Source organism: Synechococcus sp. R5-15 (assembly GCF_047462035.1).
Lineage (GTDB): Bacteria > Cyanobacteriota > Cyanobacteriia > Thermostichales > Thermostichaceae > Thermostichus.
The window spans coordinates 11,680-29,250 of sequence record NZ_JANSIK010000050.1 but is presented as its reverse complement, the minus strand read 5'-3'; the positions used below and the strand labels follow the sequence as shown (position 1 = coordinate 29,250).

At 59.3% G+C, this 17,571-nt stretch carries 12 protein-coding genes; 2 read left to right on the top strand and 10 right to left on the bottom strand.

The annotated features are described in order from the left end of the window. Positions 1-128 precede the first annotated feature (128 nt). Positions 129-1,313 carry a metallophosphoesterase family protein gene (locus NW839_RS05225; RefSeq protein WP_414350119.1) on the bottom strand — a complete coding sequence of 395 codons (1,185 nt, stop codon included), beginning with the start codon at positions 1,311-1,313 and terminating at the stop codon, positions 129-131. A gap of 117 nt (positions 1,314-1,430) precedes the next feature. Here NW839_RS05225 and upp point away from each other — a divergent pair, with 117 nt between their 5' ends. Then, positions 1,431-2,063: a uracil phosphoribosyltransferase gene (gene upp, locus NW839_RS05220; RefSeq protein ID WP_414350123.1), complete on the top strand. Its 633-nt coding sequence runs from the start codon at positions 1,431-1,433 to the stop codon at positions 2,061-2,063. Between the two features lie 72 nt (positions 2,064-2,135). Here upp and NW839_RS05215 read toward each other — a convergent pair whose 3' ends face one another. The 6 genes from NW839_RS05215 to NW839_RS05190 form a co-directional block, all read right to left on the bottom strand. Further along, a complete protein-coding gene (locus NW839_RS05215) occupies positions 2,136-7,613 on the bottom strand; it encodes a response regulator (protein ID WP_414350118.1) in 5,478 nt (1,825 codons plus the stop codon). Positions 7,614-7,804: 191 nt separating this feature from the next. Beyond that, positions 7,805-10,297, bottom strand: coding sequence for a methyl-accepting chemotaxis protein (locus tag NW839_RS05210; protein ID WP_414350117.1), 2,493 nt, complete (start codon positions 10,295-10,297; stop codon positions 7,805-7,807). A gap of 291 nt (positions 10,298-10,588) precedes the next feature. Further along, the gene (locus NW839_RS05205; RefSeq protein ID WP_414350116.1) at positions 10,589-11,107 is read right to left on the bottom strand and encodes a chemotaxis protein CheW; all 519 of its coding nucleotides are present in this window, start codon (positions 11,105-11,107) and stop codon (positions 10,589-10,591) included. Positions 11,108-11,222: 115 nt separating this feature from the next. Continuing rightward, complete coding sequence (locus NW839_RS05200) at positions 11,223-11,588, bottom strand: response regulator transcription factor (protein WP_011433531.1); 366 nt, start codon at positions 11,586-11,588, stop codon at positions 11,223-11,225. Continuing rightward, complete coding sequence (locus NW839_RS05195) at positions 11,585-11,962, bottom strand: response regulator (protein WP_414328794.1); 378 nt, start codon at positions 11,960-11,962, stop codon at positions 11,585-11,587. The genes NW839_RS05200 and NW839_RS05195 overlap by 4 nt, the downstream gene beginning before the upstream one ends. 188 nt (positions 11,963-12,150) lie before the next feature. Next, a complete protein-coding gene (locus tag NW839_RS05190) occupies positions 12,151-13,293 on the bottom strand; it encodes a response regulator (RefSeq protein ID WP_414350115.1) in 1,143 nt (380 codons plus the stop codon). A gap of 233 nt (positions 13,294-13,526) precedes the next feature. On the opposite strand from NW839_RS05190, the gene NW839_RS05185 reads away from it, so the two are divergent. Next, entirely contained in the window at positions 13,527-13,811 is a 285-nt protein-coding gene (locus NW839_RS05185) for a YggT family protein (RefSeq protein WP_011433534.1), read from the top strand. 22 nt (positions 13,812-13,833) lie between these two features. Here the strand turns inward: NW839_RS05185 and NW839_RS05180 are convergent, their stop codons facing one another. The 3 genes from NW839_RS05180 to NW839_RS05170 all read right to left on the bottom strand — a co-directional run bounded on the left by NW839_RS05180 (position 13,834) and on the right by NW839_RS05170 (position 17,453). Continuing rightward, positions 13,834-14,952, bottom strand: coding sequence for an electron transfer flavoprotein subunit alpha/FixB family protein (locus tag NW839_RS05180; RefSeq protein ID WP_414350114.1), 1,119 nt, complete (start codon positions 14,950-14,952; stop codon positions 13,834-13,836). Between the two features lie 172 nt (positions 14,953-15,124). Then, on the bottom strand, positions 15,125-15,949 hold the full coding sequence (locus NW839_RS05175; RefSeq protein WP_414350113.1) for an electron transfer flavoprotein subunit beta/FixA family protein: 825 nt from the start codon (positions 15,947-15,949) through the stop codon (positions 15,125-15,127). Between the two features lie 421 nt (positions 15,950-16,370). Then, positions 16,371-17,453: an ABC transporter substrate-binding protein gene (locus tag NW839_RS05170; protein ID WP_414350112.1), complete on the bottom strand. Its 1,083-nt coding sequence runs from the start codon at positions 17,451-17,453 to the stop codon at positions 16,371-16,373. Between the last annotated feature and the right edge of the window lie 118 nt (positions 17,454-17,571).

Genomic DNA, 17,571 nt, shown 5'->3' with positions numbered 1-17,571 from the left:
TGACACTGCCATCGTCGTTGTAGTAGTTCCCCCTTCGGGGGGATCCCTAGAAATTGGAAACACGCTATTGGGACCAGACCAGAAAAACGCGAGTCCCCTCGAATGGTGTTCCCCCTTCGGGGGGATCCCTAGAAATTGGAAACAGCTTGAGATCTGGCGTTTTCCCTTGAACTCAAGTTGAGGGTTCCCCCTTGGGGGGGATCCTTAGAAACTGGAAAAGAGAAAATCGAAATCAAACGAAACTGGGCCTGGTTATCAGGCGGGCAGCGAAAACAACGGCTGAAACGCTCCAGAAATCGGCCTGCTGGCTGGGGAAAGTCTGGGAAAGTGAGGTCTGGATCCCCGGCAGCCACCGCTGCCCAAAAGTAGCGCAATTGTGGGGCCAAGGCTTGTGCCTGTTCCAAAGGCAAATTCAGCGGTGCGGAGGTTAAAAACTTAACCACCGCTGGTTCGCTGCGCTGGGCCATCCACTCCCGGGAGAACGCTTGCAAATCGGGCCAATCGGGCAGGGATCCCACCCGGTAGCTCTGGATATGGACTTGGATTCCGGTCTCTCGATCCGACCGGATCTCGACAAGGCGGTAGGGGTGGGGAAAGCTGACCAAAGAGCCGGTGGTAATGTCGTAAACCCCCCCTCGTCGGGCGATGTGCTGGATGTGCAGATGTCCGGTGAACACCAGTTGCACCCCATAAGCTTGCAGCAGCCGCCGCAACTGAGAGGCATTCTCCAGCATGTAGCGACGCCCCCAGGGATGGAGAGACTGGCCGCGCAGATGCTCGACCACATTATGGTGCACCATCAGCAGCACCAGCTCTTCCTCGGCTGCCGCCAATTCTTTCTCCAGCCAGGTCAGTTGTTCTGGGGTTAGACACCCCACCAATTGACCCTGAGCATCAAAATGGTTGGAATTGAGGCCGATCAAACGGATCCCTGGCCGCAGAACCCGGCTGTAATCCAAAGACTGCCCATCCTCGTAGCCAAAAGCTCGGTAGTAGCGGGGAAAATCCGCCAAACCAATAGAGCGCCCGCTGGCCTCGGGCTGGGGCACATCGTGGTTGCCGGGCACCACAAAAGCTGGAAAGGGCAGTCGAGCCAGCCGCTCTGCCAGCCATGCATGGTTTTCCGGCTCCCCATGCTGGGTCAGATCCCCCGGCAACAGCAGAAAATCCAGAGGCAACTGCACCAGATGCTGCAAAACCTGTTCCAGAGCCGGAATGCTCACCTCTACCAAGTGAAACCGGCTGGGGTGATCCCAAAGGGTAGAAGGAAGGGTGACGTGGGGATCGCTCACCACAGCAAAGCGGATCTGCACGGATTACTCCCCTTGACAACAGCAAGCAGACAAAGCCTTCGGCCCACCGGGGGGGCAAGCGCTTCTGCTATTCTGACATCCATCACGGGATCCCGATTATCTCAGGAGCACAGCATGGTGGCCCAGGTGATTACCATCGATCACCCTCTGGTGCAGCACAAGCTCAGCCTCATGCGCCGTGTTGAAACTACAACCGCCGACTTCCGAGCGCTGATGCGGGAGATCAGCCTCTTGATGGCCTACGAGGTGACCCGCGATCTGCCCCTCAAGCTACAGCCCATTCAAACCCCGATGGCCCCAATGTTGGCGCCGATGTTGGCGGCAGAGAAAAAGTTGGTGCTTGTCTCCATCCTGCGGGCCGGCCAAGGGCTCCTCGACGGCATGCTGGAGCTGATCCCATCAGCACGGGTGGGGCATATCGGCCTATATCGGGATCCCCATACCCTGATCCCCATCGAGTACTACTTCAAGGTGCCCACCGATATCGAAGATCGTGAGGTGCTGGTGGTGGATCCAATGTTGGCCACCGGCCATTCGGCAGCAGCGGCTGTAGCGCGCCTACGCCAAACCCGACCCCAGTCGATCCGCTTCATCTGCCTGGTGGCCGCCCCAGAAGGGATCCGATATTTCCACAAACAGAACCCGGATGTGCCGATTTATACCGCTGCTGTAGACGATGGCCTAGACGAGCACGGGTACATCCTCCCCGGCCTGGGAGATGCAGGGGATCGCCTGTTCGGCACCCGCTGATGGGAGAGTGCCATGCCTACAGCACCCTATGTTGCTGCGCCACACTGAACGGGAACCGCACCGCTGTCGCGATTAGGAAGTTGGGTTGGCCGCCAACAACTGTTCCCCCCTCAACATGCGGGCAGCAGCGCTGAGCAGCTCCTCTTCCAGATAGGGCTTGGTGAAGTAGGCAGTTGCTCCCAGCTCCCGTGCTGTTTGCCGGTGCCGTTCTGCCCCCCGCGAGGTGAGCATGGCAACCGGGAGATGCTTGAAGTTGCTGTCTTCCCGCAGGCGGGTGAGCAGCTCTAGGCCGTCCATCCGCGGCATCTCGATGTCGCAGAAGATGAGGTCGCAGGGCAGGCCGCCGCGCAGCTTTTCCCAGGCATCCTGGCCATCCCGCGCCTGTTCCACCCGGTAGCCCACCTTCTGGAAAGACATTGAGAGCAGCTCCCGAACGGTGATCGAGTCGTCCACGATCAGCACCGTGGTCTGACGCACCTCTTCCGGGGTCGGCTCCTCATCCCGGTGATCCAGCCAGAAGCGGTTGAGATCCCGACGGCGACCGTGGGCTATGTCCACCAGCTCGATGATGTCGGCAATCGGCAGGACCCGCCCGTTCCCCAACACCGTTGCCCCAGAAATGCCCAGTGGCTTGGGCACAGGCCCGCGCAGTTGCTTGATCACGATTTCCTGCTCTTCCACAAAGCTGTCCACCTGCAGAGCAACATACTGACCGGCACTTTGCAGGATGACAATGGGAATAATGCCCTCATCCTGGGTGATGCTGTACACCTCGGAACGGCTGCGGCTGTGGCTGCGGCTGTAGGCCAGCAGATTTGAGAGGGGCTGGAAGTGAAGACGCTGATCCCGCCAGAGAATCGAGGGCCGCCCCTGCTCATCCGGCTGAACTTCGTCGGCAGGAACATCCAGCATCTCCTCCACGCCATCCAGGGGGAAGGCGATCAGGGCTTTGTCGCTGACACACACCATGGCCTTGGAGATGCTCAGGGTGAGGGGGAGACGGATGGTGAAGGTGGTTCCTTTGCCCCGCACAGAATCCACTTGGATACTGCCGCGCAGATCGGTGATGTTGCGGCGCACCACATCCAAGCCAACCCCCCGCCCGGCCAGATCGTCCACCTCGCTGGCCTCGCGAACGCTGAAGCCGGGGTGGAAGAGAACGTTGAACACTTCGTCTTCGTCGGCTTGCTCCGACAGCAGCCCCAGCCTTTGGGCCTTGGCCTTGACCTTCTCCACCGGGATCCCGGCGCCATCGTCCGAGACGATGATGATGGTTTGGTTGCCCTGATAGAAGGCCTTGACGGTGATCTTGCCCTCAGGGGGCTTGCCCGCCCGCCGCCGCTCCTCAGGGGTCTCGATCCCGTGTACCAGGGCGTTGTTCACCAGGTGGGTCATGGGGTCATAGAGCTCCTCCAGGATGGCCTTGTCAATGAGCGTGTCACGGCCTTCCACCACCAGGCTGGCCTGCTTGCCCGTTTTGATGGAGAGATCCCGAATGGCGCGGGGCAACCGATCGGCAACTTGCGAGAAGGGCACCATGCGCGCCCGGTTCAGGCCCTCTTGCAGTTGGGTGGTTACCTGCCGGAATTGGCGGGTGATCTGCTCGGCCTCATCCACGGCAAACTCGATGTCGGAGGAGGACTCGCGCACCCGCACGATGAGCTCAATGATCTCCTGGGCCAGAGCGTGGAAGGCCGTAAACTGATCCATCTCCAGCTTGTCGAACTCTTGGCCGGAGGAATGACTCCGCCTTCCTCGGCTGGACCCCTCCCCATTTCGACCGAAGCCCACCGTTACCGTGCCGCCATAGGCTGAGCTGCTGCGGCTGGAGAACAAAGCCGATTCCAGCAAGGAGCGGTCATACTGATCCCGCATGCGCTGGCCCAGATCCCCTAGCTGTTGCACACGGCCCAACAGGCCATCCAGAAACTGGCGCAGACGGGTTTGGTTTTGCTCCATGCTGTTGCGGATGACCACCAACTCTCCCACCAGGTTGTTGATGGAGTCGAGGTGGCGCACCTCCACCCGCATCACAGGGTTGCTGAGGGCAGCAGTTCGCCGTGAAGTCGGCCCAGTTGCCGCCGGGGCAGCTGCTGCTGGGGTGGGGGTTGCTGGAGCAGCAGCGGCAACTGGCGGCGAAGGTGCTGGCGCCGCAGCAGGTGCTTGGGCAGGAACCTCGAGATCGCCCAGGAGCGATTCCAGCTGGGCTGCAAAGTCGTCAGCAGCCTCGCCGCTCGCGGCTGCAGGGGATCCCACAAGGGGGGCGATAGCCTTTTCTAGCTCAGGGGTTACCGCCGGCTCGGCAGCGTCGAAGAGGGCGGCCAAATCGTCCAAACGGGGAGCCGGAGCAGCTTCCAGCGCCTCTTCCTCTGGGGTCTCGGCCTCGCCAACAGGAACGGCTAAGGATTCATCCTCTGCAAACAGGCTGGCCAACTGGCTTTCCAGATCGTCCTCCGCAGGCTGGAGGGCATTTTCTTCCTCCAGTGCGGCAACCGGCGGCTCTGGCTCAGACACGGGCACTTCCGCCAGGCTGCTCGCTTGCAAAGCTTCTGTGTCCTCCAGGAAGGTGGCAAGATCCAAGGGGGGTTCTTCTTGGGGCGCTTCCCCTTCTGCAAAGAACTGGCTCAACTCATCCAGATCCACCTGGCTGTCGCTATCCATGGCCGAGAGGGATCCCCTGGCCCCCAGGCTCAGTTCTTCTGGGTCGGATTCCTGGGTGAATAGGGCATCGAGACGGTCGAAGGAGAGCTCGGGGGAAGGGGCGACTGCCTCCTCAGCCGTGGGTTGCAGGTCTGCGAAAGACTCCTCCTGGACCGGGAACAGATCCTCCAGAAGCGCCCACTCCTGGGCTTCTGCTGTGTCCCCAGCTGCTGATTGGGTCAGGGGGATGGAGTCCCCATCGGACGCCTCCTCGAGGGTCTCGCCGGCGAAGAGATCCCCTAGGCTCAGCTCGGCTCCGAAGTCTGGAATTGGCGATTCCCTCGGCTCATTGGCCATGTCGGGCGACGTGGGGAAGGGTTCGCCGATAAAGAGATCCCCCAGTTGCTCAGCTTCGGCAGCATCAGCCTCAGCGATGTCCAGGGATGGGCCAAAAGAGGGATCCAAAAATACGGAAGGTTCACTTGCTTCCGGCATCGACCAAGCCGGATCGGCTTCTGCCGCAGGGGTGGAAAAAAAGCTCTCCAGGCTGTCTTCGGCAGTATCGAAGGCAGCAGAGTCAGCGGACTCTAAGGATCCCACCTCGTCGGATCCCGACTCTGCCAGATAATCTGCTGGGATGGAAAAATCCTCCGGCTGGATATCCGCGGAAAATTCAGCCCAGAGATCTGCTGCGATTTCCCTGTCCTCAAGGGTCTCTTGAAGGGGTGGGGACGGTTCAGCCGCCCAAGGATCAGCCTCCAGCTCACCAGCGGGAACGGCCTCCAAGTCCGGAAGCTGAGACCCTTCCTGCCGGAAAGCACTCTCTACGGGAAGTTCCTCCAGCTCAAATAGGGCCTCTACCCCGGCACTTGCGGCTTCGTCTGGGACAAAGCCGGATCCCTCGCCCATTTCCGCAGCAACGCTCTGGGCAGTCGGCTCCTGTTCAGCATCCCAGGCAGGCTCAGCAGAGACAAACCCCTCTGCCCCTTCACCCACCACTTCGGCAAACAGCTCCGCTAGATCTGCCTCGGCTCTCTCCTCGTCCAACCTTGGGCTCAGATCCTCAAAGGTCTGGGAGAGGGGCTCAGGAGAAGGAGGGATCAGCTCTGTTGGGAACTCTTCAATATCAGACAGCGCTTCTGCGTTGGCGAACAGCTCGTCAAAGGCCGAGGTGGCTTCTTCCTCCAGATCCAAGGGAGTGGCATAGAGCTCCGCTCCGCTAACGCGACCGAAGTCGTCCGCAACAGAGGCCAAGTCAGCTCCCTGCCCGTCCTCTTCTGGGCTTTCTGCCGGCACGGCAGCTGTCCTCCAGTCTTCCTCCCAAGCCGCTTCGGCTCGGATCCCTGGCCAACTCAGATCCAGATCCCCCTCTTCCGCGGGAGCAGATCGGTGCTCTGAATCTGTTCCCGCCAGCGGGACGGAGTCCTCAGCAGTGCCCACTTCCCAAAGGGATGAGGGCTGTTCCGCCGCCAGATCTCCGCTTGCCTCTGCGCTCTCCTGCTCCGGCAACCGGTCGGCTCCGAGCTCATCTCCATCAAAAGAGGTCTCGGCGAGGGTTACCGCCTCTGGCACCGGCTCAGCTTCCCAGCTCAGATCGGGGGTAGCGCCTTCCTCCGCAGGGATCCCAGCAGCCACAGCCCAATCCTCCGAGGCACCCTCCTCGGGTTGGGGGAACAGCGGCTCTGCCTCAGACTCCCAAGCCAGACCAAGCTCGAAGGGCTCGCAGACTTCTGGCTCTTCAGGGGCTGCCGGAACAGGGCGGAAAGCCAGCAGCTCAGCCGAGGGCTGAATGGTGTTTGCCGCTCCATTGGCCAGAGCCTGGTGGGCTTGCTTCAGATCTCTCAGCACCGGCAGGGCCAACTGCCGCAAATCCTGGCTGGGATCCGCCAAAATCTCGCCCACCAAGCGGGTCAAGTCTGTCCAGCCTCCCAGTTCCAGAGCCGAAGATTGCCCCAAATCCTGCAAAGATTGGGCCAGAGCTTGCAGAGCCGGTCGAGTGGCCGGGTCGTCAGGACGTTTGAACAGCTCCAGCATCTGGCGCAACAGGGCCGGGATCTGCTGATGCACCACCACCTCAAGAGGATCCGGTGGGGCAGGGGGGGCAGCAGGGCGAGCCAATTGTTGCAGTTCTGAAGAAGGGGCAACCTGTTCGGCCTTGCCGTCTAGGATGAGCTGCTGTCCCTGCTTCAAATCCCGCAGGGCGACCAAAGCCAGAGCACGCAGGTCGGCATCGGGGTTGCCCAGAGCTTGCTCGAAAGTTTCCGTCAACTGTTGCCAGCCCGCCAGATGATGAACTTGTCCGATCTCCTTGAGAACGGCATTCGCCGCTGCCAAGCGCTCTCGGACATCTGGCTGATCCCGTTGTTTAAACAGCTCCAGCATCTGGCGCAACTGCTGCGGCACCACCTCCGCCATGTCCTGCTGTAGGGTGCGAACCGCCGGCGACGAGACGGGAGTTGGAGCAAGGCTGGGAACAGTGCCCTCGCCAAGAAGATTTTGAATGTGCCTTTCGGTCTCTTGAAAAACCGGCTCCAGTTCCGCCAGGGTGGTGTTGCTGACTTCTTGGGTGAGGCCGCGGGGGCTCTGCAGCTCCTCCAACAACATCGAAAGCCCATCAAAAGCCCGCAGCAGCAGGGTTTCCAGGTGCTGGTCGACAGGCACTCCGCCTGGACGGGAGCGAAAGATGTTGAAAAAATCTTCCATGCGGTGGGCCGTCCGTTGGATGCTGGTGAGGCCCAGCATGGCAGCTCCCCCCTTGATGGAGTGAGCAGCTCGAAACAGCTCGTTGATCAGCTCGGGATCGCTCATGCTGTCCCGCAAGCTGAGGAGCACTTGTTCAATCGTTGCCAAGTGGTCGCGGGCTTCTTCGATGAAATAACTGAGGATCCGCTTTTGTGCTTCTTCATTCATGGCAGGAGGCCCTTCCTACAGCCCACAGGTATGCATCAGTAATAGCAGACCGGACAGATTGAGGCTCGCCTGAGCGAAGAGTCCGGCCAAAAGTCGGAACAGGGGGATCCCAGTGGCATTTGCTAAGGATCGATAACGTCTCCTGCATAGGGATCCTTGTCCCTAGAATGCCCTCAAAACAGCAGATTTGCTCATTCATCCCCAACCCGGAAGCGACCGACAGAAGTTTGCAACTCGCGGGCGATGCTCACCAACTGTTGGAGCGAAGCTGCCACCTTCTGCGCCTCCTTAGAGGTCTCGTTGGCGGTCAACTCCACCGATTGCATCACCTGCGCCACAGAGCGAGAGGTTTCCGTTTGTTGCACGGTGGCCTGAGAGATCGCCCGCACCAACTCGTCGATCCGGCGACTGACCTCGATAATCTCGTCCAGGCTGTTCTTGGCCTGCTCGGCCCGCCGCGTCCCCTCGATCACCAGTTGGGTGCCTTCTTCCATAGCCGTCATCACGTTGCCGGTTTCCGATTGAATCTGCAACACGATCTGCTCGATCTCCTTCGAGGCTTTGGCAGCTCGGTCGGCCAGTTGTCGCACCTCATCGGCCACGATGGCAAAGCCCCGTCCCGATTCCCCGGCTCGTGCCGCCTCGATGCTGGCGTTGAGGGCAAGCAGGTTGGTGCGCGAGGCAATTTGAGAGATCAAAGCCACAATTTTGGAAATTTCCTGCGAGGATTCCGCCAATCGCTTCACTTTGCGGGTGGTTTCTGCCACGGTTTCGCGAATTTCCAGGATGCCACTCACCGTGCGATCCACAGCTTCTCCACCCCGAGCGGCTGCTTCTGTGGCTTGGGCAGTCACGTTGGCCGCTTCGCGGGCGTTGCTGGCCACCTCTTGAATGGAGTCCGTCATCTCCTGAATGGAGTTGAGGGAGTTGGAAATCTCCTCCGCCTGGCGCAAGGCGTCGGCAGAGAGGCTGCGGGCAAAGTCCTCGTTCTGCAAGGCGGCATCGTTCACGGCGGCGGCGGCCCGCTTCACCTGGCTGACAATGTCTCGCAGACTGCGAATGGTCAGGTTAAAGGAGTCGGCCACAGCCCCCAGCACGTCGGCAGTCACCTCTGCCCGCACCGTCAGGTCTCCACGGGCAGCCCCTTCCACGTCGTCCAGCAGGCGAATCACCTGGCGCTGTAGGTCTTCCTTAGCTTGCCCTTGCTCGGCAGCCCGCTGGTTCAGTTCGGTGAAGTTGGCTTCGATGGCAGCCGCCATCTGGTTAAAGCTGTCGGCCAAGCGCCCCAGCTCATCGTGGGTGTTGGCTGTGGCTCGTACTGAATAATTCCCCTGGGCCAAGGCGGCAAAATGACTGGCCAGCTCTTGGGCGGTGGAGCGAACTTGTTTGGCACTGCTGGCCCCGAGGATAACCCCTGCTCCTGTGCCGATCACCCCACCTCCGATCACCCCGGCAATCAAGCGAGCTCCCCCGTTGGCCGGGATCCCAAGGCCAATCGCCAGCCCGGCAGCCAAGCTCACCGCTCCTTGGATAAGCGCTATGGCCAATTGCCGATCCGCAATCGGTCGGTTGGCGATCCCAGCAGAGGTTCTTGCCCCTTGTTCACCTACACTGGGAATAGGGAGGGAGGCCGTGGGCAGCAGAACTTGGGCCGCTCCGCTGCCGGTCTCCGCCATTGGGCCCATCCCCCCAATCGCCCCCTCATCTGGGCGGAAGGCCCCCACCGGCTCACCGCCATCCATGCCGGCAAGTTCACCATCCAAGCTGTCCAGCTCGTCAAGCTCGAAGAGGGCAGAGCCGGGACTGGCAGTATCTTCATCGGGGGCAGGGATCGGCTCACTCATGGGGGCAGCCAATTCGGTCGGCAGGCCTTCTTCCAGGGATCCCCCCTCCTCTTCCTCAAGACCGGGCAGGGAGAAGCCCATCTCATCGGGAAAATCGGCATCGCCGGCCAACTGCGTAATGGAGTCGGAGTCGCCTTCTAGGGCTTCCAGATGCTCTCGATCGAACTCGTTGAGGAAGGCAAAGTCATCTTCGACCACCGGATCGGTTTGAGGCCCGCCCTCTTCCAAGCCTGCCCGTCGCGAGAGGGCCGGTGGTGTTACCCGAGGATGGGTCGGCATCGGGTGAGATAAACCCAGCGGATCAGCCTCCGGCATTTGCAGCCCGGTCTCCAAGGGATCCCTGAATCTCTCTTCCCCCATGAAATCGCTGCCAAGGCTGTCTGCCTCCAGTGGAAAGGGATTCTGAGCAATGGGATCCGCCTCCTCTTCCCCCATCTCCTCGAACTGCAAGAAGGGATCGGGAGCAGAGAAAGCCTCTTCCGAAAAGGCATCCGACCCACGGGCAAACTCATCTGGAGAGCGAAACTCGTCCGCTTCTGGGGAATCGGGAAGATCCGCCAGCTCCGGTGCCATTTGCAACAGCTCTTCTAGACCCTTCCGGGCCGACTCCAGCTCATCGGGATCACTGGCTGTTTGTAAAATGGTGTTGTAGGTTTGGCGAGCTTCCAACAACTGCCCAGCTTGTTTTTGTGCCAAAGCCAGCAGCAGCTTGACAGCAGTATCTTGCGGTTCAGCAGCGGCCACTTGGTTGAACAACCGCACCGCCCGGACGTAGTCTCCCTGCCAAAAGGCGGCCATCGCATCGGTGTAGTCTCTCTGACTGTTCGCGCTCGGAACCATGGATCCTCCCTTCACTGCTTGCCTACCTCTGTTCACGCGTCAACACAGATGCAAACGGAACGCCCCCAACACCTCAAAACCCCATGGATGCAGGCTATCCCCCCTTTTCCACATTCAGTCAAGCAAGAGTGGGCCTTTCTGCCGCCGTCTCAGGGCTTACCCTCAACAGCCTCGACACGCATCGGTAGGGGATAGATTTGGTCCAACTTTCCCCATTGTGGCTGGAGTTAGCTTGGATCTTTGATAGGAACTATACACTTTCCTCCCGCTGAGCTCCCAGGGGGCCGTCTGTCAACCCCAACGATTGGATCGCAGGATGGCCGAATGATCCAGCAATGGCAAGCGCGATCCCGTTCCGGGCACCACCCATTCCCCTCGCAAAAAAGGAGCCATGGACTCAGGAGCCGTGAGGGCAGGCCGCACCAATTCAGTCTTCAGCCACTCCATGCCTACAATTAAATCCACAGCCAAGCCCATGAGCAAATCCTGTTGATCCATCACGGCCACCACAGGAATCTCGGCTCGGTCGATGTTCAGGGGCGGGCTGATCCCCAAAAATTGCCCCAGGTCTGCAACCCAGATGATCTCGCCCCGCAAATTCAGCGTGCCCAGCAAAACTGGGGCCACATTGGGCATGGGGGTGATTTTCTCTGGGCCAATGCTCATCACCTCCACAACCGATACCGCTGGCAGCGCAAATTCCTCCCCGGTGGCAATCTTGAACTTTAGGAATAGCTCACCTTCGGGAGCCTCCATCTCCCGCAACTCTTGGGTCTCATCCCCCATCAATAAATCCAGATCCCCCAGCATGATGCTCCCCCGCATGGATAGTCTTGTGGACTGTTGATCCCGCCCCCCTCCCTGCTTAAAACGCAGAGTCGTTCTCAGGACCTACCGAAAGGCGTGGAAGCAGAAGGGGCAGCTCTCAGCCTCTCAGTAATTGCTTAATCGTACCCACCAGTTCCTGGGGCTGGAAAGGCTTGGCAATGTAGGCATCCGCTCCCTGGCGGATCCCCCAGTAGCGGTCAAATTCTTCGCCCTTGGAAGAACACATGACGATGGGCGTTTTTTGGGTGAGAGGGTCGGCCTTGAGAAGACGGCACACCTCATAGCCGTTCATGCGCGGCATGACGATGTCCAGCACGATCAGGTCGGGTTTGTTTTGCTTCACCGCCTCTACGGCCTCCACCCCGTCTTCCACAGTCATCACCTCGAAGCCGTTTTCCTGCAGCAGCTTGCTGATCATCTCCCGCTGGGATTGGCTATCTTCCACCACCAAAACGCGACTCATTTCCGATTCATCTCCCGCAATTGATGTTTGATGGTCGCCAGGAGCTCTTGGGGCTTAAAGGGCTTGGTTACATAGGCATCCGCCTGGTTGCGCCTGGCCCACTCGATATCAAAGGTCTGGTCTTTGGTGGAACACATGACGATGCGAATGTGTTTGGTACTTTCATCCCCCTTCACTTCCCGGCATACCTCGTAGCCGTTCATGCGCGGCATGACAATATCCAGCACCACCACATCAGGCTTCTGCTGGCGAATGCACTCCATTGCCTCTACGCCGTCTGTTGCTGTGGAGACTTCCAAACCGTTCTCGGAAAGCAAGCTGGAAATGGTCTCCAGGTAGGTACGGTTGTCATCCACCACCAGCACTTTGCTCATCGCCGTCTTGCTCCTTTTGCACTCCCGCGCAACCGTCGGGCTGCTTTGACTGAGGTTTGCTCTTGTAACCTCACCTGGCTCCCTGGCTCCGGGCCGGCCATGCTACCCCTATTGTTTCGGTGAGGCCACTCTTCTGTCCAGTACTTCGCCTATAGTCTTCTGTGCCAACATTTTGGCTACCCCAACGCCTATTCGCCACCGCCCCGTTTGGGGGGAGGGCCCACGTAGGATTCGACAATGGTCAACAACTCCTTTTCCGCAAAGGGTTTGCTCAAAAATTCGTTCGCTCCGGCCATGCGGGCCTTAATCCGGTCGGTAAAACCATCCTTGCCGGTCAGCATAATCATGGGGGTTTCGCGGAACTGGCTGGATTTGCGCAACATGGCGCACAGCTCATACCCATCCAACTTGGGCATGGCCACATCGCAGAGAATCATGTCGGGGTTGAGAAGAAACACCTGTCCCAGCGCTTTGAGAGGATTGCCGATGGTGGTAACCTGGTAGCCCTCGTTTTGCAGGATGAACTCTACGGTTTTTTGGATGGCCATGGAGTCGTCGATGCAAAGGATGTGGCTGGGCTTATCGCTGGGTTTGAGGGGACGGCTGGGCTTGGGCTCCGCGATCAAGACGGGCTCGGACAGTTGAATGGCCCCTTGGCGGACGTAGGGATAGATGGCCTTGGCCACCGCCAGGGTGTCTCGACCCAGGTAGCGACCCATCTGGCGAATGCTGGTTTTGCCGTCTGACCACTCGCTCAGGGCTTTGAAGACGGGGGCGGGCAGGTTTTGCTGGAGCGGCAGGGGGTTGACGATGGTGGGAGCTTGGTTGGGAGCTTGGATGTAGGGGTGCAGCTTTTTCCACTCCTGCACTTGGGCTACGATCTCGGTGAGCAGGGGGGTAACGGGGAAGGTGGTCAATTGGGGGGCCAGGGGGGATCCGGCCTCAAAAATGAAGGAACCCTGGTGGAGGCTGAGCAGGTCGAAGAGGACTTCCCGCACCATGCCCAGCAGGATTTGCTTGCCCTGGTTGGGGTTGAGCTTGTGGCTTTCCAGCAAAGACCAGAGGCGGTTGTATTCGGGGGCGTTGACCGCGGCTTTGTGGGGAATTTGAATTTCCTCCAGGGCGGCTTCCAGCTTGAAGCGGTGCAGATAGTCTCTGAGGCGGGCAATGTTCCCTTCCGTTTCAGAGGCGTAGATAATCCGCCCATTCAGGAAGAAGACAAACCAGTAGACAGAGGGGCTGGCCTCTACAAAAAGCTCACCGGTGCGCTGGCCCAGCTCGATGAGCTGAAGGATGCTGCGGATATCGATCTCTTGTAGTTTTCCTTGCATGGGATCCCTGCCTGCAGTCCAGCAAGATACGTCCATTATGACGCTAGTCTTTAACTGTTGCTGCCCCGCCGGTAAGGCCATTTTCGGGAAGAGGGTTAAAGTTTAAAAAAGTTGGGGTTTGACTTGGGCCGAGCGCCTGCATTCCCCGAGGTATCTCTGGACTCCAGCAGACCCTCCCAATTAGAGCAGAATGGAGAGAACTGCCACCAGTAAACCTGTTCTTTGAGTAACCTATGCTGCCAATTCTCACCTCTTGGGTGCTTGGCCCACTGTTGGCGCTCTACACCCTCCTGTTTGTGCTGCGCATCTTTCTGTCGTGGTATCCGCAACTGGATACTTCTCGGTTGCCCTACTCGTTGGTGGTCGGCCTGACGGAGTTTCTGTTGCGCCCGACCCGTCGCCTGATCCCGCCTCTGGGAGGTGTGGACATGGCCCCTGTGGTTTGGGTGGGCCTGGTTACCCTGTTGCGGGAGGTGTTGCTGGGGCAGCAGGGGCTGCTGACAATGGCCCTGCACTGAGAGCGTTTTTGCCAACCATCTCTCATCGACTCTGCAAAATTGGGATCCGCTCGCCGAGGCTCTGGAAAGGCTGGCCCTCGGCGCCTTCTCGGAGCTCCTCCTGTCTCTGTCGCAGTTGCCGGATCAGCTCCGGCACCACCTGGTAGAGATCCCCGACAATGCCGTAGTGGGCAAATTTGAAGATAGGAGCGGCGCTGTCTTTGTTGATGGCAATGATCGTCTGGGATTTGTCCATGCCCACGCGATGTTGAATGGCCCCAGAAATGCCGCAGGCGATGTAGAGCTGGGGGCGGACGGTCTTGCCGGTTTGGCCCACCTGGTGGGCATAGGGGATCCACCCAGAATCCACGGCCTTGCGGGAGGAGCCGACGGCGCTGTTGGGGAAACAAGCGGCCAACTCCTTCAACAGCTCAAATCCCTCTGGGGATCCCAGCCCGTAGCCGCCGGAAACGATCACCTTGGCGCGGGTGAGATCCACCGCCTGGGACAGGTTGCGCACCGTTTCCACAATCTGCAGGCGCAGATCGCCGGGATCCAAGTTGACCGGCACCGGGATCACGTCCCCCTGGCGGGATCCATCCCAGGGCAGAGGCACCATCACCCCTGGGCGCACCGTGGCCATTTGCGGGTTTTTCCACGGGCCGAGGATGCGGGCCTTGAGAGATTCGCCAAAGCTGGGCCGGATGGCATAAAGGCAGTCGGGGAAGAGGCCAGACTTGCTCGGATCTTTGCTATTGGTGTACTCGAAGGGGCCAATGTCCAGCTCGGTGCAGTCAGCGGTCAGGCCGGTCTCCAGATGGGCGGCCAAGCGAGGGGCCAGATCTCGCCCGGTGGTGGTGGATCCCAGCAGGATGGTGTGGGGTGGTTGGGGCCAGCTTTTGATCAAGTCCGTGATCACCCGGCGGTAGGGCAGGGTGCGGTATTCGGCCAACTCGGGGTGATCGGCGATGAAGACTTGATCTGCCCCGTGGCCGATCAGAATTGGGGGCAAGTGGGCAATGTTGTATCCAAGCACAAGAGCGCTCAAGGTGGCTCCCAGCTTATCGGCCAGCCGCCGCCCGGCCCCCAACAACTCTAAGCCAATGGGCTGCAGTTCCCCGTTCACCTGCTCGGCGAAGACCACTATCCGCTTGCGATCCATAAAACTGTGACTCCTAGGTTGAGATCGGGATTGAATCGGGTTGGGGTTGCGACGATGTCAGCAGAGTCCTTCTGGGTCAACTTTTCACCGCAGCCAGCTGGCCTGGGGTCGATGATCAGACAGTGATGATTGAGGGGCGATGGGGGGCCGGTGGGACGCAAGATGTAAAGATCTAGGAGGTTGCGGCGTAGCGGGAGAGGTCAACGGCCTGAGTTAGTTGGTTGACCAGTTGGGGGACGGACTGCCCTTGAAAGATCTGACAGTTGCCGCCAATTTCCCCCACTTTTTCGGTGGCAGCCACGATGGTTGGGGATCCCTTGAGACCGCAGCGCTCCGGGTCTGCCCCCACATCGTCCAAGTTGAGGATCTGGATTGCCTCGGCCCGTGCCATTTCATCCCGCATTAGCCGCTGCACCCGCTGCACACCCCGTAGAGTGGGGTAGGCCAAACGCCGAGCGGAATTGGCCACCGTAATCAAAACCGGCAGGGGCACCATTACGATTTGGGATCCCCCTTCGATGGCCCGCCGCGCCACCAGGATCCCATCCCGAATCTCGAAGGCTTCGCAATAGGTGACCTGAGGGATCCCCAACCGCTCCGCCAACTGCGGCCCCACCTGGGCCGTATCGCCGTCGGTGGTCTGGAGCCCGCAGAAGATCACATCGGGCCGGCCAGCATAGCGAACCGTCTGGGCCAGAGTATAGGCAGTGGCTAGGGTATCGGAAGCGGCCAAGCGGCGGTCGGTCATCAAAATACCCCGATCCACCCCGTGGGCAATGGCCTCGTAGAGCACCTCAATGGCCGGGGGTGGCCCCATTGTAATTGCCGTTACTCTCGCCCCGTGTTGCCGTTTGGTTTGCAGAGCTGCTTCCAGTGCATAGCGATCAAAAGGGTTTAACATCCGCTTGGCCTTGGCGCGATCGATCGTGCCGTCACTGTTGATGCCGGCCTTGGCGTTTTGATCGGGAACTTGCTTAATCAGAACAAAAGTTTCCAAGGGCCTAAACTCCCTAGTGATCCCCTCCAGGTTAAAAGGGATCCCTGGGCGCCACACACTTATTCAGCTTTTTTTCGGGATCGGAAAAGCCACCCCGGCATTAAGCCCTCATAAGCTGCCTTTCCCAGCACATTGGTTTCCCAAGTTTAAGTAACCTTAAACAAAGTTTGAGATATTTCCTCACTGCTCTGGGTCGCTTGCGGTTCTCCCCTCAAGAGAAATTTGGGCTCCCTCCTGTGAACAGGACAAGCTTTGGGAATATCTCGCTTGGATGACAGAGCCAATCGCGACAGCGGGCCGTAGGCCTTTGAGCTACGTCTCTCACCGGTCATCGAGAAAAGTTGACCAGCTGGCAGGAAGGGCTAGCTGTCTGCAAAAGTCAACAGACAGAGGCCTCAAAGTTGGTACCGGATCATCCAGATCAGCCGATCATCCGCTCGGATTTTGGGGGAAGCAGGCTGTTGTCAAACACTTTCTTCAAAGGGGGCTTGCTAGACAAGCCAAAGCCATCCACCACCTGAGCAATTGAGGTTTCCATACGCGCGGGCACCACATCCCCCAAGCCAATTTCTCGCACCTCATCGGTAACAAACAGGCGCGGCATGGCCAGGGCGAGGCGCAATTTCTCAGTTGCCATATCCAGCACCTGCCCCTCGGCTTTGGCTTTGTCCAGAAGGGCCAACATGTTGCCATCGGTGTCGCGGATGGTGTCTTGCCAACCCTTAACATACGCCCGCAAAAAAGCTTTGAGCTGCTCCGGTTTTTCCTGCAGCAATTGCACACGAGTGATGAGCGCATTGCCGTACAGCTCAAGGCCATAGTCGTTGTAAAGGAAAGCCGTGATGTCCTCCAAGCTGACGCCGCCCCGCACCAGATTGGGCATGGCTGAGGTCATAAAGCCGCTGATTGCATCCACCCGACCTTGGATGAGGAAAGGTTCGCGCAACTGTGGCTCCATGGTCAGCCACTCCACCGACCCCGGATCGATGCCGACTTGCTTGGCAAAGACCGGCCAGAGCCGACGCGGCGCATCCCCTGCCGGTGCTCCTAGCTTCTTGCCCGCCAGTTGGGCCGGCTCCCCAATGCCCTTATCTTTCAAGGTGTAGATGCCAAAGGGAGAGCGATTGAAGTGGACATAGATCGCTACCAAGGGCACGTCCGGATTTTTGGCATTGAACTCGATCATGGAGTAGGGATCCCCTTCTCCCAGGTCGTACTGGCCAGCGGCAATCTTGGTGATGGAATCGGCGGAGCCATAGCCGCGCTCGTAGGTGACCTCCAGCCCCTCTTCGGCGAAGTAGCCCTTCAAGATCGCCGTTACAAGGGGGGTATCCATCGAAGAGGGCAACCAAGAGAGGGTAAACTTCAGGGGCGTCAGTCCCTGGGAAACCAGAAGCGGCCCGCGGCTCTGAGCCCTCGCCTTTAGCCCTCCAACGGCAACCCAAGAGGCAGCCGCAGCAGCAGATTGAAGGAATTGACGACGCGACGATTTCGGGATGGACATACTAGTAAACTCCACAGCAGCTGTCTCAGCAGAAATCCGCAAGCGGGAAGGCGAGCATTACCGCCAAACAACTTAGCAAAGCAGAGTTAAACTTTTGTATTCGGTGATACTTTGTACC

What these genes read in the sequence shown, in the direction of transcription:
- NW839_RS05215 (WP_414350118.1), bottom strand. Translation starts at nt 7,613, where the DNA reads ATGAATGAAGAAGCACAAAAGCGGATCCTCAGTTATTTCATCGAAGAA.
- NW839_RS05210 (WP_414350117.1), bottom strand. Translation starts at nt 10,297, where the DNA reads ATGGTTCCGAGCGCGAACAGTCAGAGAGACTACACCGATGCGATGGCC.
- NW839_RS05205 (WP_414350116.1), bottom strand. Translation starts at nt 11,107, where the DNA reads ATGCTGGGGGATCTGGATTTATTGATGGGGGATGAGACCCAAGAGTTG.
- NW839_RS05200 (WP_011433531.1), bottom strand. Translation starts at nt 11,588, where the DNA reads ATGAGTCGCGTTTTGGTGGTGGAAGATAGCCAATCCCAGCGGGAGATG.
- NW839_RS05195 (WP_414328794.1), bottom strand. Translation starts at nt 11,962, where the DNA reads ATGAGCAAAGTGCTGGTGGTGGATGACAACCGTACCTACCTGGAGACC.
- NW839_RS05190 (WP_414350115.1), bottom strand. Translation starts at nt 13,293, where the DNA reads ATGCAAGGAAAACTACAAGAGATCGATATCCGCAGCATCCTTCAGCTC.
- NW839_RS05185 (WP_011433534.1), top strand. Translation starts at nt 13,527, where the DNA reads ATGCTGCCAATTCTCACCTCTTGGGTGCTTGGCCCACTGTTGGCGCTC.
- NW839_RS05180 (WP_414350114.1), bottom strand. Translation starts at nt 14,952, where the DNA reads ATGGATCGCAAGCGGATAGTGGTCTTCGCCGAGCAGGTGAACGGGGAA.
- NW839_RS05170 (WP_414350112.1), bottom strand. Translation starts at nt 17,453, where the DNA reads ATGTCCATCCCGAAATCGTCGCGTCGTCAATTCCTTCAATCTGCTGCT.